The organism is Vibrio sp. ED004 (genome assembly GCF_023206395.1).
Lineage (GTDB): Bacteria > Pseudomonadota > Gammaproteobacteria > Enterobacterales > Vibrionaceae > Vibrio.
Genome location: NZ_CP066149.1, coordinates 3,571,325 through 3,585,646 on the forward strand (window position 1 = coordinate 3,571,325; position 14,322 = coordinate 3,585,646).

The following is a 14,322-nucleotide window of genomic DNA, read 5'->3' on the forward strand; positions in this document are numbered from 1 at the left end:
CCATGAACTTAGCTGACTTTGCTATAAAGCAACGAACCTTCGTCCTATTCTTCACTGTGTTGAGTGTCATCGCTGGCCTGTACTCCTATTTTGACCTCGGTAAGCTCGAAGACCCTAGCTTCACAGTCAAAACGGCCGTTGTTGTTACGCTCTACCCCGGAGCCTCAGCCGAAGAAGTGGAACAACAGGTAACAGATACGGTAGAAACAAAGCTTCAAGAGATGGCGAACTTAAACCGCCTGCGCTCTTTGTCTCGTCCGGGCATGTCGATGGTATTTGTCGATTTGAAAGAGTCTTTGAATTCAAAAGAACTGCCACAAGATTGGGATTTACTGCGTCGTAAAGTATCAGACATGAAAATGCTGCTGCCGAGCACAGCACAGATCAGCATTGTGCAAGACGAGTTTTCTGAAGTGTATGGCATGCTTTTCTCTGTGTACGGTGAAGACGCTTCTCCTTCAGAACTACGTACTTATGCAGAAGAGTTACAACGTCGCATTAAAACCGTAGACGGTATAAAAAAAGTAGAACTGCATGGCGTTCAACCTCGCGTAGTACATATTGATATTCCAGACGAACGTTTAGCGCAGTATGGTTTATCGATGGCTCAGGTTTGGAGTCAGCTCAACACACAAAACGCGACGTTTGATGCGGGTAAATTTGCGGCAGGCGGTGAGCGCATTCGTGTTCAGCAATCTAGCCAGTTCACCTCACTCGCTGATATTAACAACCTGATGATCAAAGGTGGTGTCAGTGATTTTGGGACAGGGCTAATTCGACTTGGTGACATTGCTGATGTGACCATGGGTTACCAAGAACCAATGATGACGGAAAACCGTTACAACGGCGTACCAGCCGTCACTCTTGCAATGAGCCCTGTCTCTGGCGTGAACGTGGTATCTCTGGGTGACGATATCAATCGAGTGGTTGACGAGTTCCAAGCATCACTGCCCTTGGGTGTTGAAGTCGCAACCGTTGCAAACCAGCCTGAAGAAGTTCAGAAATCGATAGATAACTTTGTAAGCAACCTGCTTGAAAGTGTCGCGATTGTGTTTGTTGTACTGTCGATCTTCATGGGCTTAAAGAGTGCAACGATTGTTGGTTCAAGCTTGCTATTGACGATTCTACTCACGCTTATCTACATGAACATTGCGGCGATCGATTTGCACCGTGTGTCTTTGGGTACGTTTATCCTTGCGCTTGGCATGTTAGTTGATAATGCGATTGTAATTACCGATATGATGATCGTGAAGATCAACAAAGGTATCGACCGAACTGCAGCAGCAGTTGATTCTGTTAAAGAGACCGCGACACCCTTGTTTGGTGCAACAGTGATTGCGATTATGGGTGCGAGTCCGGTTATCTTCTCTAAGACCGATGCCGCTGAATTTGCCAGTTCAGTATTCTTAATCATTGCGTCTTCGCTACTGTTGTCTTGGTTCGTAGCAATGACCTTCACCGCTCTAATGTGCTGGATGTTCATCAAACCAACCAAACAAAAAACCGACACTAAAGTGAGCTTATACCGTAAAAGCGTCAACTGGACGGTCGATAATCCAATCAAAGCGTTGACTGCCCTCGTCCCGCTTATTTTGGTCACCGCGTTGGCAATTCCGAACATAGCGATTAACTTTATCCCGCAAGCGGATCGCCCTATCTTGTTCGTTGATTACTGGCTTCCGAATGGTGCGAAGATAGAGCAAACCTCACAAGACATGGAACGCATTGAAGCATGGTTACTTGAACAGCCAGAAGTGACCAATATTTCAACCTATGTGGGCGCTGGCGCACCGCGTTTCTCAGTAACCATTGAGCCTGAACCGTTCGATCCTGCTTATGGCCAGATCTTGATTAACGCTGTTGATTATCCATCACTCAACACACTAATTGCTCGTGGTGACAAGTGGCTAGCAAAAGAGTTTCCTGACGCTGATCCGCGATTCCGAGGTTTAAAACTGGCGACCTCAGATAAATTCAGTGTTGAAGCGCGTTTCTCCGGCCCGGATGTCGAGGTGCTTCACGGACTATCAAAGCAAGCGAAAGCTATATTTGCTCAACATCCAGACACCAAATACGTTCGTGACGACTGGCGTCAAAAGACCAAAGTGTTAGAACCTATCATTAACCAAGACAAGATGCGCCTTGCAGGTATTAACCGCGCAGACATTGCATTCGCGATAAAGCGCGCGTCAGAAGGTATGCCGTTGGGTCGTATGAAGTTGAACGATGAGTTGGTCACGATTCAACTTCGCGGGACAGAAAGCTCAATTCAATCACTTGAAACTCTGCCGGTTCGCTCTCTATTGGGCATACACAGCGTTCCACTCGGCCAAGTCATCGATGGGTTTGAGCTAACCAGTGAAGAGACCATGATTTGGCGTCGTGACCGAGTGAAAACCATCACTGCACAAGCTGGCGTTGGTCGTTACACCACACCCGCAGCAGTAAGAAACTCCGTTAAAGAGCAAATTGAATCAATCCACCTTCCAGATGGTTACCACTTGGAATGGGGTGGCGAATATTACGACGAGCATAAAGCGGTCAGCGATATTCTTAAGCAACTGCCTAAAGCAATGTTGTTGATGGTAATTATCTTAGTGGCGATGTTTAACGGCTTCAAACAGCCAGTGATCATCTTCACCACCCTACCGCTTGCGGCGACGGGTGCAACATTCAGTTTATTGTTGTTGGATAAACCATTCGGCTTCATGGCTCTGATTGGCGCTGTAACATTAACAGGTATGATCATCAAGAACGGCATCGTGTTGATGGACCAAATCGAGCTCGAACGTAAGAACGGTCGCTCACTGTCTGACGCAATCAAAGAAGCGACAGTGAACCGTACGATGGCGATCTCAATGGGCGCACTCACCACGGCACTTGGTATGATCCCATTGCTAAGCGATCTACTGTTTGACCAGATGGCAGCAACCATTATCGGTGGTTTGGCTGCGGCAACCGTGTTGTCTCTGTTTGTAATGCCTGCGCTGTACAAGCTTTTCTATCGAACTGAAGAAAAAAAGACAGTAGAGGAAGCCATCAAAGACGCAGTGATCGTGCTTGATGCAACGCCTCAATCTACAAACAGCGGCACTACAACCTCATTCAACAAGGAGCAATAAACATGTATCCATTAACAAAGTTTAAAGTGGCTCCTATTGCTCTCGCCTTGTTGTTGACAGGTTGTGCGGTTGGCCCTGATTACGTAGAACCACAAACGACCATGGCTGAAACGTTTCTATATAGTCAAGACGGTGTGAGCCAAAACCAACAGCACAATCATTGGTGGACACAGTTCAGTGATCCAACGCTCAATCAGTTAGTGGCCGATGTCCAAAGCCAGAACATCCCACTTAAATTGGCCGCCGAGCGTATCACCATGGCCAACTCGTACAAAAGCGTAGTCGAATCATTCAAAGTCCCGACTGTGAATGTTGGTGGTGGTTATTACAACTACCAGCTGAGTGAGAACGACTCCCTACTCGGCCCGGTATTTGGCGCCTCTGATGCAGTTGAATCAGCAACGGGCATGTCGTTGCTGGAAGCGCAACACGATGGCGGGTTCTTAGGTGCAAGCATCGCATGGGAAATGGACTTGTTTGGACGTATCGATAAGCAATCCAACGCGGCGACGATTCGAGTTGAACAAGCCGAGATATTCCAATCGGGTTTGAATACCTTGATCACTGCCGATGTCATTCACAACTACCTGCAATATCGTGGCGCTCAAGAGCGAAAAGCGATCGCACTAGAGAACATTTCCGACCAAAAGCAGACTTTAGAACTGGTCACCAAAGTGGTTCGCAGCGGCTATGGCTCGGAGTTAGATCTTGCTCAAGCCAAAGCCATGCTTGCTGCGACTGAATCCATTGTTCCTCAACTTGAAATCGCAGAGCAAGTACACAAAAATCGCATGGCAGTGTTGTTAGGCGAATCACTTACGAGCGTGAACCAACGTTTAGCAGGTGAATTTACCTTGCCGCGAATGAACGATGTTATTCCGACAGGCTTACCTTCTGACTTGTTAGAACAACGCCCAGACATCCGTATTGCAGAACGAGAAATGGCAGCCATTAACGAAGAACTCGGCGCAAGCATTGCCAATCGCTATCCAAAGTTCTTCCTAACGGGTACGCCAGGTGTGACGGCTGGAAGTTTTGATGACCTATTCAGTAGCGACTCATTTGGCTGGGCGGCATCTGCCGGTATCAGTTGGAATGTGTTCGATGGTGGCCGCGGCGAAGCCATGGTGGAAATGAACGAAGCAAGGTTCCGTTCTGCAGCGCTTAACTACCAACATTCAGTAGACAGCGCCTTTGCAGAAGTCGATTCAAGCTTGTTTGCCTATGGCCGTAGCCAAGAAAACCAAAAGCGCATCGATGAAGCCACCCTCGCCGTCGATAACGCTGTAAGCAAAGCAAAGTCGCTCTATAAAGCAGGCCTAGTCGATTACTTGTCGGTGTTAGACGCACAAAGACAACAAAAAGCGATGCAAGATCGACAAGTGGCCGCCAAGCTTCAAACAGCCAACACCACGATTGCAGTATACAAAGCTTTAGGTGGCGATTGGAAAGTAGCGAGTGAAACGCAGACTGTTGAATTAGCCCGCGTAAACTAGGCTAACTGCTCTTCGTTATCTACTGAATAATGCGATAAGCGTAATAAAAAATACCGCCGTTGATTACGGCGGTATTTTTGTGAACTGGTTAGCTGGTAAATAAGTTTACCAACAAGATAATCCATTAATTTATATCGTTACGCTTCGCCCACTCTTGTAAGGCATCACCCATAGTCAATCCTGTCGCATTGTTCATCCACTGCATAAAATCACGGTCAAATTTAAACTCTTCGCCAAGCTTGGACTTAAAATATCGACGCACGTTTTGAGTCGTTTTGTAGCTGTCCGTTATGACGGTACTGTCATCAATCTGATTCTTGTGCCAATCAACCTTTTCCATGGTTTATTCTCTTCCTGTCATCTCAATGCATGCACTACGCGTTGCGAGGGCCAAACATAATAATCGCCATACCGAGTAGTGCTACTGAGCCACCGACCAAATCCCACGTTGTCGGCTTTTCGCCATCAACAAGCCACAACCATATTAGGGCAACAGAAATATACACACCGCCATAGGCTGCATAAACACGCCCTGTCGCGGTAGGATGAAGCGTCAATAACCAAGCAAACAACGCAAGGCTTATCGCAGCAGGAATCAATAACCAAATACTCTTGTCTTCTCTCAACCAAAGATAAGGCAGATAACACCCTACAATCTCGGCGACCGCCGTAAGTACAAAAAGACCGACCGTTTTAAATTCAATCACAACTTACCTTTATCAATTTAAATGCAGAAAACACTATCGATGATCCATCCAACATCAACAACTCCCACACACCACAGATGACCCTATTTTAATTTCAATGGAACATAACGCTGATTGGACGAACGCTATTTTGGCGCTTCTGACTATGTAAAATTGGTTTTAAAAGTGAAGGCATACGGTGTATCACCGATTTCTCTGAGGTGTTCAAGTCGCTCTATCGCTTCTTCGAGTGTAGGAATATGGTCCTCTTCGATCCACCAAAGAACATAAGTATCTTCAGGTAAACGCTGAAACCAGTCCCCCTTTCGGCGCATGAAATCACGGTGATGTGTGCAGAACATGAAGTTCTTTAACGAATCCACAGAATCCCACACCGACATGTTCACAATCATATTAGGATCATCAAAAGCTTGGATGTTGGTGGCGTCACCAGATTCATCTTTCAGACGCCAAACGAACCCTTCACTGCTTTCTGCGATTCCGTTAACCAGCTCTAAGTTATCGACAAACTCTTTGATTTCCGGCGCATCTAACGGGTATTTAGCCAGAGCGATATTTAACTGAGCTAATTTCATAATGTTCCTTCCTTGATAAATTATGAGTAGAAAATTTCAAACGCACCGACTGATACTAAGACAACTAAAGAACCGTCACGCCTTCAACTTCAATCACTGAGTTAACATTAGCGCGCTCGATTATCTTGAGTAACGTCGTTTGGATTAGCTCATTATCTCGGATTTCGGTTTCACAAGAAAAACGCTCTTCTTGAACACCATCGCCCTCACCCAGCATAAATTGAACTGCGACTTCCGTTGCGAGATCTTTGGTCGATCCGTAATACGCTAACGTGATTTTTGGGTATCCGTTGTCGCCTTTTTTAACCTGCTTTGCGATGCGTTTTTTAGCTTTATCTAAATTCATACAACTTCCTTTTAAGGCTGAAACTAAAATGAACAAACGTCCGATATTTCTTAGCTTTACTATAAAGCATTACCACATTCACTACATGATTTAATGGATGACAATCCGCTTTTTCTTACGTTAGTTTTTCCACAAGAACCACAAAATTTCAGAGAGTGGATATTGTAGATAGAAATTAAAATAACAAGCGGAATCCAGACCAACAATTTTGGCCCATCACCACCAGACCAATAGATAAAGCCAACGAAGAAGATACCAAAAACAACAGCTTGCAAAGTCCACAATGTTTGTTTGCACTTTGCATCTTTGATAATAAAAAACGTAAACAAGCAGATAAAACTACTGATAACCCCATAAACCGCAAACCCTATAAAGGCTTCTTGTTGATTCATAACTTCCCCTGTCAACATAATACTTTACGGTTTGAGCAACACCACTGACCCAAAACCATATCACCTGAACATTAGCCAAACCTTAAACGAAAAATGCCAAGCCTCGTAAATCACTTTTGAGTTATTTTTTCGTTAGCGGTTTTCAAGGCCAGCTTTAAACCATCCGTATCTTTACAACCAATGTAAACATGCTTTCCAGTGCTTAAGCTTAACTTCAGCGCTGAACCTATCGATGCATTATACAACCAGCCATCGCTCAGCATTCGGATGCCTATACCTTGATACCACTTGCTTTGATAGAACGATGTCTCTGCAATGTCTGACACCTCGACATTCTTACGCCAAAAGCCAAAGCCGAAATACCAGCTTAGTACATTGTCTTTGACTTCAATTGTCATGGAGAAAAAGAGCAAAGCAATTAAGCCGTTGATGGCGTGAGCGATTAATGTCTCAGGGTTGTTATCAGAGGTAATGACAATGAAAGCACTTATTGAAATAAGGATTAGCAGCAATCCCTTGTTGAATTCCTTACTATAAAACACGGTGACAATTCCTATAGGCAACGAACTAGCCAAACAGCTATCTTGCTGCGGCCTTTCTAAATAAACGTGGTAAGTAATGAAGGCATAACCCTACAGCCAAGCCGAGTAGCATCGTTTTGACGCTACCAACCCAAAGTATCAAACCGGTATAGCCTTGTGCTGGCCCTAAATCATCTTTGTTAATCACATCCGCCAACATAAAGCCGTTCCACAATACATGGAGCATCACTGTAAATAAGTGCCCGCAAATTGCGATTGTTCCAAGTAGCGCATATCTATCAGAAACGTTATCTCGGCAAAATAAGAAAACAAGTACAAACGTAAAAATCAAAGGTGCAGACAATACCAACGACACCGTTATAACTTCGATGTGGCTTTGGCTTCCATAGATAAAAGTACGAAATATCATTGCCGTTGATAGTAATAACGGAGCCAGCGCGACCCATGTCATTCTGTTCATTTCAGTTCCCTGTCTTAATAGTTGGTTTGATGAAAGATTCGATAATCGACAGGGAATGTTAATTACCAAAAATGGCGTAACTGGAGTGCAATTATCGCTCTACTACTCGATGGACAACTCAGACTTTCATAAACCCGATGTAACCTAAGGCTTAGAACACAAGCTAGATAACAAAAAGGCCACTCACCTTCACGCCTAGTCGCATATTTTATTGAGCTTCCAGCTGAACCCAAACAACATCTTCATTTGAAGTTGGAACCTCAAACCAAGACCAAAACAGATCTAACATTTCCGGTGTCATTTCATAAGACTTACCATTCAATTCCGAGTTCCGGCTAAATGCCCTCTGCTTGCAAGTCTCAAACGGAACATCAAGGTAGTGAACTTCGCTGTCCACACCTAGTTTTGATGCCCAGCTTGTAAAAGAATCTCGGTCAGACTTACGCCAAAAACCAAAGTCAAAAATCACAGGAACACCCAAGGAAAAAAGCTGCATTGCAGACTCCTTGAATAACCCTTGTAGCGTAGCCAACCGGCGATCAAAAACTTCACGCTCCATATGTTCGCCATACAAAGGAATCATCCACTCATCGATCGAGAAACGAAAAGCCCCATGCTTTTCTGCAAGCGATTTAGAGTAAGTCGTCTTACCCGAGCCGATAAAGCCACACACCAAATAGATTTTAGTCATGATGCCCCTTTAGTCTCCTTGTTACGCATGATTCTATCTTTCAGAAGTGTACCAATACTGCTAACGACAAACGTAAAAGCAAACGCCACAATTGGTCGATAGAAATCAAACGCACTATCCGTGATAAAAAAGTACTGATGAATGGCGACACCCAAACCAACACCTAATGCCAGCTTCAGATTCTTGAAAATCCCTTGATTCATGTTCAATCCCTCTTAGAAAGCAAAACTATGTATAGGTGTAAGTGACGTTACGACCAGACCTTAAACCAAGGCGGTCGAGCGTAAGTACGCACAGTGTTATATATGGCAATGATGTCGGCTATGCAACCCCGTATTCAAGGCAACTTATGTTCTACTTTTAGCTGCCAGGAAGCCTAAGAAAGTCGCAATAATCGCGTGTGTACGAAAGATGGTTGTGACCCTTAATTCTATGTTGAGAGGTGACGCCATGTGGGATGAAAATACAGCCAAAAACTAATCATTGACGCCATAGTCGTTTGTTATGTTAAATATCCCCGTTTAGCGTTGCCAATGATACTATTCGGGTTTGAAGTATTTTTAAGTCATTTAATGAAAAGCTACCCAGTTCATTGTTTATAAAGTCCACTAGCTTAGGGATATCACCATCTTCAGGTACAAAAATATATTTTATATCGGATGGCGCTATTTCCAACTTTCGTTTTTCTAACTTTTTATTTTCTTCTTGCAATTCTTCCGTTGAATTTTGAGTAAAAAGAAACTTTATCTCCCAGTCTGGAATATATCGCCACTCGTTCTCTATATGAAACTCTTTAGTGACAACTTCATTACCCAAAACCATTTTACCTTCCACTGGTTTATGCAGAGCTAAAAGCTTATAGAGGTGATTATGAGCCTCATCACTGCATTCATCATCAAAATCATGCTGCATAAAAAACTTAAGTGATTTTTGAGTCAAACCATCTTCAGAGCTATAGATTACAGGGTTTAGGTTATTCTTTCTTCCCCACTCTTTACTCAAACCTAAACCAAATCGACCGTAAAAGCTTGTGTGCTCAGAAATCCTCGACAGTGGAATGTCACAAAAACACGACATTGGGTAAGCTACATAGTCGTTATTACCACCCATCCACTCTATATCTTCCATACAATAACGAGGGAATATGCCATTCTTTAGAATGGACTTTAGAACGTCTAAAGATCTTGTAAAGTGGAACAAACTATCAGATTTTGGTTTCATACTTTCCTCATTATTAACATAACGAATGACATGGATTCCCCCTACCGAGGATCTACCACACTTATGTGGTACTTAATTGCACCGGAGGCACCATGTCTAATTATTCTTATTTCTGCGGTATCGACCTAGCCAAAAACCACTTTAGTCTTCATGCCGTAGACCAAAACGGTAAGGTCATACTTCATAAGTCAGTAACTCGCTCTAAACTGCTGACTACAATAGCAAATATGCCAGTCATGCGTATAGGCGTTGAAGCGTGTGGTGGTGCACATTATTGGGCAAGAACACTCAATAAACTGGGTCACGACGCACGTATTATGGCCGTTAAATACGTAGTTCCTTATCGAACTAAGGGAAAGAACGACCTTAATGATGCTGTTGCCATATGCGAAGCTGTTCAGCGCCCATCAACTCGCTTTGTGCCCGTAAAATCCCCCGAGCAACAAGCCATCCTATCGGTACATAGAATGAGAGAACATTGGGTTCGTGAACGCACCGCGCTTATGAATCGCATGCGTGCCCTGCTTTCTGAATTCGGATTAATCATTCCTGTTGGTCGCTCTTCATTGATGAAACAGGTTCCCTTAATGCTCGAAGATGCAGAAAATGAACTGCCACACCTCGCAAGAACGGTGATAGCCGATGCTTATCATCACCTTGACGAACTCAATCAACGTATCGCCGATACTGAACAAGTCTTCGATTCTTTTGCTAAGGTCAGCGCTAATGTTCAACGGGTGATGAAGGTTCGAGGTATCGGGCCGCAAACTGCTACTGCGATACTTGCTTCGATAGGCAATGGTTCTCAATTTGATAAAAGCCGTGATTTCTCTGCTTGGCTAGGACTAGTACCAAAGCAATATTCCACAGGAGGGAAACCTCGCTTAGGTCGGATAACCAAACACGGCGACAAATACTTACGAACACTATTAGTTCACGGAGCAAGGACCTTGATTGCCAACCTTGGCGACAAGCAAGATAAGTTAAGTCAGTGGTGTCGAGGCGTTCTAGAGCGCAGAGGAATGAATCGAGCGATAGTGGCACTTGCCGCGAAGAACGCACGAATTATATGGTCGCTTTTACACAATCAAACAGAATATGAAAACTATGCTGCTTAAGTAGACACTTAAGCAGCATAAAGAGTTAAACCCACTGGGTCATTGCAGACGCTAATGATGGAGATAGGTTAAGACCACTTGCGGAGAGCCTGTTAATGCGGCGGACACACTAGATGTCATCTAACGAATAAGGCACCGCAGTCGCGCAAGTCATCAGGGCCACGACGTATGCGAATCGTCGATAAGTAGGCCGAATGTAGAGCGGCAGTCCAAAACCCATCAACATAAGTTTAGCGGATGTTTGACAACCGGGGGAATCCATGTAGCCGCATTAAGGTGTGAGCAACGCTACCACGAAACTTAACTATACCACCGTAAACACGACACCCAACGATGGAATGAAAAATGCCAAGCGTTGGGAATCACTCTTAAATGCTTTGTTAGCTAAATAACTTCCACGGTCTATGTTCGCGCCAAAAACGCATAAAACTACCATATTGCAATCTGAAGTCTTCGCGTCTAGACCATTGCAAATAGTAAGCTGGTATAGAGACCACAAGCGTCATTGTTAAAAAGAACATCATCGTAAATAGTGCAAACGAAGCACTTCCAAATGCTTGTGTGATAGGATCACGCTCTCTGACTCTCGTTTTTACTGACCAATCTTTTTTACGAGGAACAAAGTTCCAACTCACATCGACATCTTCCAATTCTGAGTATGCTGAGTAACTAAACTGTATAGATTCCCCAGGATTCAGCAATGATACTCTCCAATGATGATTTGTTTCGTTACTTGACTCCTCTTTAACGACACGCACACCATCGATAATATAATTGGGGTCTGTTGTAATTTCAGGTTGTTCAATAAGCTTAGCTTTTTCGGTATCTATAGCTATTGATATTTCTAAGTTATCCACTCCCTCATTACTAACATTTTCAACAACAAAAGTTTTACTTAGTAGGGAGCGAATCTCTGTTTGATTCTCGTCTTTTAGCGTATATCGTGAGCTTATTTGCAAACCAGGGCTTTTAACAGCTTCTATAATATTCAGCTCTGACTTTGATGTAATTATTAACTCTTTACTAACCTTACTTTCAAATGCTTTGTTGATTACGATACCAACAACACTAACAAGCACTGTCGTAATCAACGTTAAAATGACATACTTCATACTAAATGAAGGTTTAACTTCTGGTTCCACTTTTTCTCCAAATTTTAATTATTTAGCTAACAGTTCTTAGACAGAAAAATTCTGCATTTAAATACAGAATTATTCTATCTAGTTTCATATAATCGGAACTCTACCACAATTAATCACAGTATTTCAGTGACTTAAAACATAGATAGGCTCATTGAATGACAAAATGCAGAATATTTCCATATAGTATGAATTCCGTAAAAACCCCGTCCAACTGGATATAAAAACAGTACCTATGCGCATACCCCAAACACAAAAAAGCCTGCCATCTATGCAAACATAAATGGCAGGCTTTACACGTTAGTTAAGCTTGTGAGTAGCTAGCTTATACCGCTTCGAATGCGAGGGCTTTCTTCTCTACTTGGCGGAAGATCAGCGTTAATACACCGTTCACTGCTAAGTAGAATGCGCCAGCAATACCGAACACGGTGAGCGTGTCGTAGGTTTGGCCGTTGATTCGCTGAGCGTAGCCCATCAAATCCATGATGGTGATGGTGCTTGCCAGTGACGTGCCTTTAAAGACGAGAATCACTTCGTTCGAGTAAGCAGGAACGGCGCGGCGCAGTGCGTATGGCAACAACACTTTCAACGTTCCGATTTTGTCCATGCCGAGTGCACGACACGCTTCCCACTGCCCTGCTGGAATGGCGTTGAATGCGCCTCTGAACAGTAGCGTGCTGTATGCTGCGGTGTTCAGTGCGAGTGCTAACATTGCACAGAACCAAGGTTGGCTTAACCAAGTCCAAAGGAAGCTTTCACGAATCCAATCGAATTGACCCGGACCGTAATACACCAAGAAGATCTGTACCAATAACGGCGTGCCCGTGAACAGCGTAATAAGTCCACGAGTGAACCAATGTATTACTGGTAATCTTAGGATCAGCGTTACGGTCATCAACAGTGACAAGATACAACCGACAAGCAATGAAGCGCCTGTGAGTTGAAGACTGGTCACTAAGCCTTCAAGCATTTGAGAGAGGTATTGTTGATTCATGCCATTGCCCCTTTGTTACCCAAACCTTGAATAGAGAACTTACCATCAATCACTTTTACCAATCTTTGTGTGATTAAAGTGATGACCAAGTAAATTGCAGCTGCTGTCGCGTACCAAGTAAATGCTTCGTGCGTTGCTGCTGATGTTAGTTGTGCTTGTTTCAGCAAATCCGTTACGCCAATCAGCGAAACTAGCGCGGTGTCTTTTAGTAACACTAACCATTGGTTGGTTAACCCTGGTAGTGCGTGTCTTACCGCTTGAGGTAACACGATACGAAAGAATGCACGCGACTGAGAAATACCAAGCGCGCCTGCTGCTTCTCTCTGCCCTTTGCTTACTGCTTTTAATGCACCACGCAAGGTTTGCGAAGCGTAAGAAGCAAAGATAAGTGACAGTGCAACAACACCAGATAAGAACGGGCTCACTTCTATGAAGTCGCCAGTGATCATGAACAGAACTTGTGTCGAACCAAAGTAGATAAACAGTACGACCAGAATTTCTGGTAAACCACGAACAATCGTCACAAATGCAGTCGTTGGCCATTTGATTGCAATACGACGAGACATCTCACCACTTGCAAACAAAACTGCTAGAACCAATCCAACCAATAGGCTTACGAACGCAAGCTGAACAGTCATCCAGCTTGCTTCGACGAGCCCTAAAGAGTAACCCGTTAATTCCATAAATTACTTACCGAAGTACTTGTTGAAGATCTTGTCGTATTCGCCGTTCGCTTTCACTGCTGCAAGTGCAACGTTAAGCTGGTCTACAAGTTCTTGGTTGCTCTTGTTTACTGCGATGCCAAAGCCGTTACCGAAGTACTCTTGGTTTGTTACTTGGTCACCGACGTACGTTAGGTTGTCTTCTTTCTTGAACCATTCAGCTACAACGGCTGTGTCACCGAATACAGAATCGATACGACCGTTTTTCATGTCGATGAATGCATCTTGGTAGCTTGAGTAAGGTACCGCTGTTACGCCAGTCATTTGCTCAAGTAAGAAGCTCTGGTGAGTAGAACCGTTTTGAACACCAACACGCTTACCTTCTAGTGCTGCTTGGTCTGCTACTTTGCCTTCAAAAGAGATGAATGCTGCAGAGTTGTCGTAGTAAGCATCAGAGAAGTTAACTTGTTGAAGACGCGCTTCAGTGATATCCATTGCTGAGATAGCTGCATCGTAACGTTTGAATTTAAGAGCTGGGATCAGGCTATCGAACGCTTGGTTGTGGAAAGTACATGTCGCTTTCATCTCTTCACAAAGTGCGTTTGCTAGGTCTACGTCAAAACCTTGGATTTGGTTGTTCTCATCCATGTATTCAAATGGTGCGTAAGTTGCTTCCATTGCGAATTTGATTTCTTCTTGAGCTGCTGCGTTAAAAGAAGCAAGACCGATAAGTGAAGCTAGTAGAATCTTTTTCATTTTGTTACTCCGAATACTTGTAATAGTGGCCTGCGGCCATTCTTATAATTTGATTGTTTTAATTGATGTTGTGTTTAACTAAATCTAGTGAGTCAACTTTC

Annotated in this window: 17 protein-coding genes and 1 pseudogene; 4 read left to right on the forward strand and 14 right to left on the reverse strand. The window is 43.8% G+C overall.

Features of this window, described 5'->3' with window-relative positions:
* Positions 1–2 precede the first annotated feature (2 nt).
* Positions 3–3,122 (forward strand): efflux RND transporter permease subunit, encoded by a 3,120-nt coding sequence (locus tag ITG10_RS16285; RefSeq protein WP_248386533.1) that lies wholly within the window; start codon positions 3–5, stop codon positions 3,120–3,122.
* A gap of 2 nt (positions 3,123–3,124) precedes the next feature.
* On the forward strand, positions 3,125–4,618 hold the full coding sequence (locus ITG10_RS16290) for an efflux transporter outer membrane subunit (RefSeq protein WP_017631868.1): 1,494 nt from the start codon (positions 3,125–3,127) through the stop codon (positions 4,616–4,618).
* A gap of 124 nt (positions 4,619–4,742) precedes the next feature.
* On the opposite strand, the gene ITG10_RS16295 is transcribed toward ITG10_RS16290, so the two are convergent.
* From ITG10_RS16295 to ITG10_RS16335, 9 genes are all read right to left on the reverse strand, one after another.
* Positions 4,743–4,958, reverse strand: coding sequence for a DUF6434 domain-containing protein (locus tag ITG10_RS16295; RefSeq protein WP_017631869.1), 216 nt, complete (start codon positions 4,956–4,958; stop codon positions 4,743–4,745).
* Positions 4,959–4,992: 34 nt separating this feature from the next.
* Entirely contained in the window at positions 4,993–5,325 is a 333-nt protein-coding gene (locus ITG10_RS16300; protein WP_004733816.1) for a YnfA family protein, read from the reverse strand.
* 143 nt (positions 5,326–5,468) lie between these two features.
* Complete coding sequence (locus tag ITG10_RS16305; protein ID WP_017631870.1) at positions 5,469–5,900, reverse strand: DUF3291 domain-containing protein; 432 nt, start codon at positions 5,898–5,900, stop codon at positions 5,469–5,471.
* Between the two features lie 64 nt (positions 5,901–5,964).
* Entirely contained in the window at positions 5,965–6,246 is a 282-nt protein-coding gene (locus tag ITG10_RS16310; protein WP_017631871.1) for a hypothetical protein, read from the reverse strand.
* A gap of 59 nt (positions 6,247–6,305) precedes the next feature.
* Positions 6,306–6,638, reverse strand: a complete 333-nt coding sequence (locus ITG10_RS16315; protein WP_017631872.1) for a hypothetical protein — start codon at positions 6,636–6,638, stop codon at positions 6,306–6,308.
* Positions 6,639–6,748: 110 nt separating this feature from the next.
* Entirely contained in the window at positions 6,749–7,213 is a 465-nt protein-coding gene (locus ITG10_RS16320) for a hypothetical protein (protein ID WP_241430354.1), read from the reverse strand.
* A gap of 4 nt (positions 7,214–7,217) precedes the next feature.
* Positions 7,218–7,640, reverse strand: coding sequence for a hypothetical protein (locus ITG10_RS16325; RefSeq protein ID WP_017631874.1), 423 nt, complete (start codon positions 7,638–7,640; stop codon positions 7,218–7,220).
* Between the two features lie 208 nt (positions 7,641–7,848).
* A complete protein-coding gene (locus tag ITG10_RS16330) occupies positions 7,849–8,331 on the reverse strand; it encodes an ATP-binding protein (RefSeq protein WP_017631875.1) in 483 nt (160 codons plus the stop codon).
* Positions 8,328–8,534, reverse strand: a complete 207-nt coding sequence (locus ITG10_RS16335) for a hypothetical protein (protein ID WP_017631876.1) — start codon at positions 8,532–8,534, stop codon at positions 8,328–8,330. The genes ITG10_RS16330 and ITG10_RS16335 overlap by 4 nt, the downstream gene beginning before the upstream one ends.
* A 66-nt stretch (positions 8,535–8,600) precedes the next feature.
* Here ITG10_RS16335 and ITG10_RS16340 point away from each other — a divergent pair.
* Positions 8,601–8,811: pseudogene (locus ITG10_RS16340) on the forward strand (IS110 family transposase); the annotation flags it as partial.
* A gap of 27 nt (positions 8,812–8,838) precedes the next feature.
* On the opposite strand, the gene ITG10_RS16345 reads toward ITG10_RS16340, so the two are convergent.
* Positions 8,839–9,552, reverse strand: coding sequence for an abortive infection system antitoxin AbiGi family protein (locus tag ITG10_RS16345; protein WP_017631877.1), 714 nt, complete (start codon positions 9,550–9,552; stop codon positions 8,839–8,841).
* A gap of 92 nt (positions 9,553–9,644) precedes the next feature.
* On the opposite strand from ITG10_RS16345, the gene ITG10_RS16350 reads away from it, so the two are divergent.
* Positions 9,645–10,670, forward strand: a complete 1,026-nt coding sequence (locus ITG10_RS16350) for an IS110 family transposase (protein WP_017631878.1) — start codon at positions 9,645–9,647, stop codon at positions 10,668–10,670.
* A 380-nt stretch (positions 10,671–11,050) separates the two neighbouring features.
* Here ITG10_RS16350 and ITG10_RS16355 read toward each other — a convergent pair whose 3' ends face one another.
* The 4 genes from ITG10_RS16355 to ITG10_RS16370 form a co-directional block, all read right to left on the reverse strand.
* Complete coding sequence (locus ITG10_RS16355) at positions 11,051–11,812, reverse strand: hypothetical protein (protein ID WP_017631879.1); 762 nt, start codon at positions 11,810–11,812, stop codon at positions 11,051–11,053.
* 322 nt (positions 11,813–12,134) lie between these two features.
* On the reverse strand, positions 12,135–12,803 hold the full coding sequence (artM, locus tag ITG10_RS16360) for an arginine ABC transporter permease ArtM (RefSeq protein ID WP_017631880.1): 669 nt from the start codon (positions 12,801–12,803) through the stop codon (positions 12,135–12,137).
* On the reverse strand, positions 12,800–13,486 hold the full coding sequence (gene artQ, locus ITG10_RS16365; protein ID WP_017631881.1) for an arginine ABC transporter permease ArtQ: 687 nt from the start codon (positions 13,484–13,486) through the stop codon (positions 12,800–12,802). The genes artM and artQ overlap by 4 nt, the downstream gene beginning before the upstream one ends.
* A gap of 3 nt (positions 13,487–13,489) precedes the next feature.
* Entirely contained in the window at positions 13,490–14,221 is a 732-nt protein-coding gene (locus ITG10_RS16370; protein ID WP_017631882.1) for a lysine/arginine/ornithine ABC transporter substrate-binding protein, read from the reverse strand.
* Positions 14,222–14,322 lie beyond the last annotated feature (101 nt).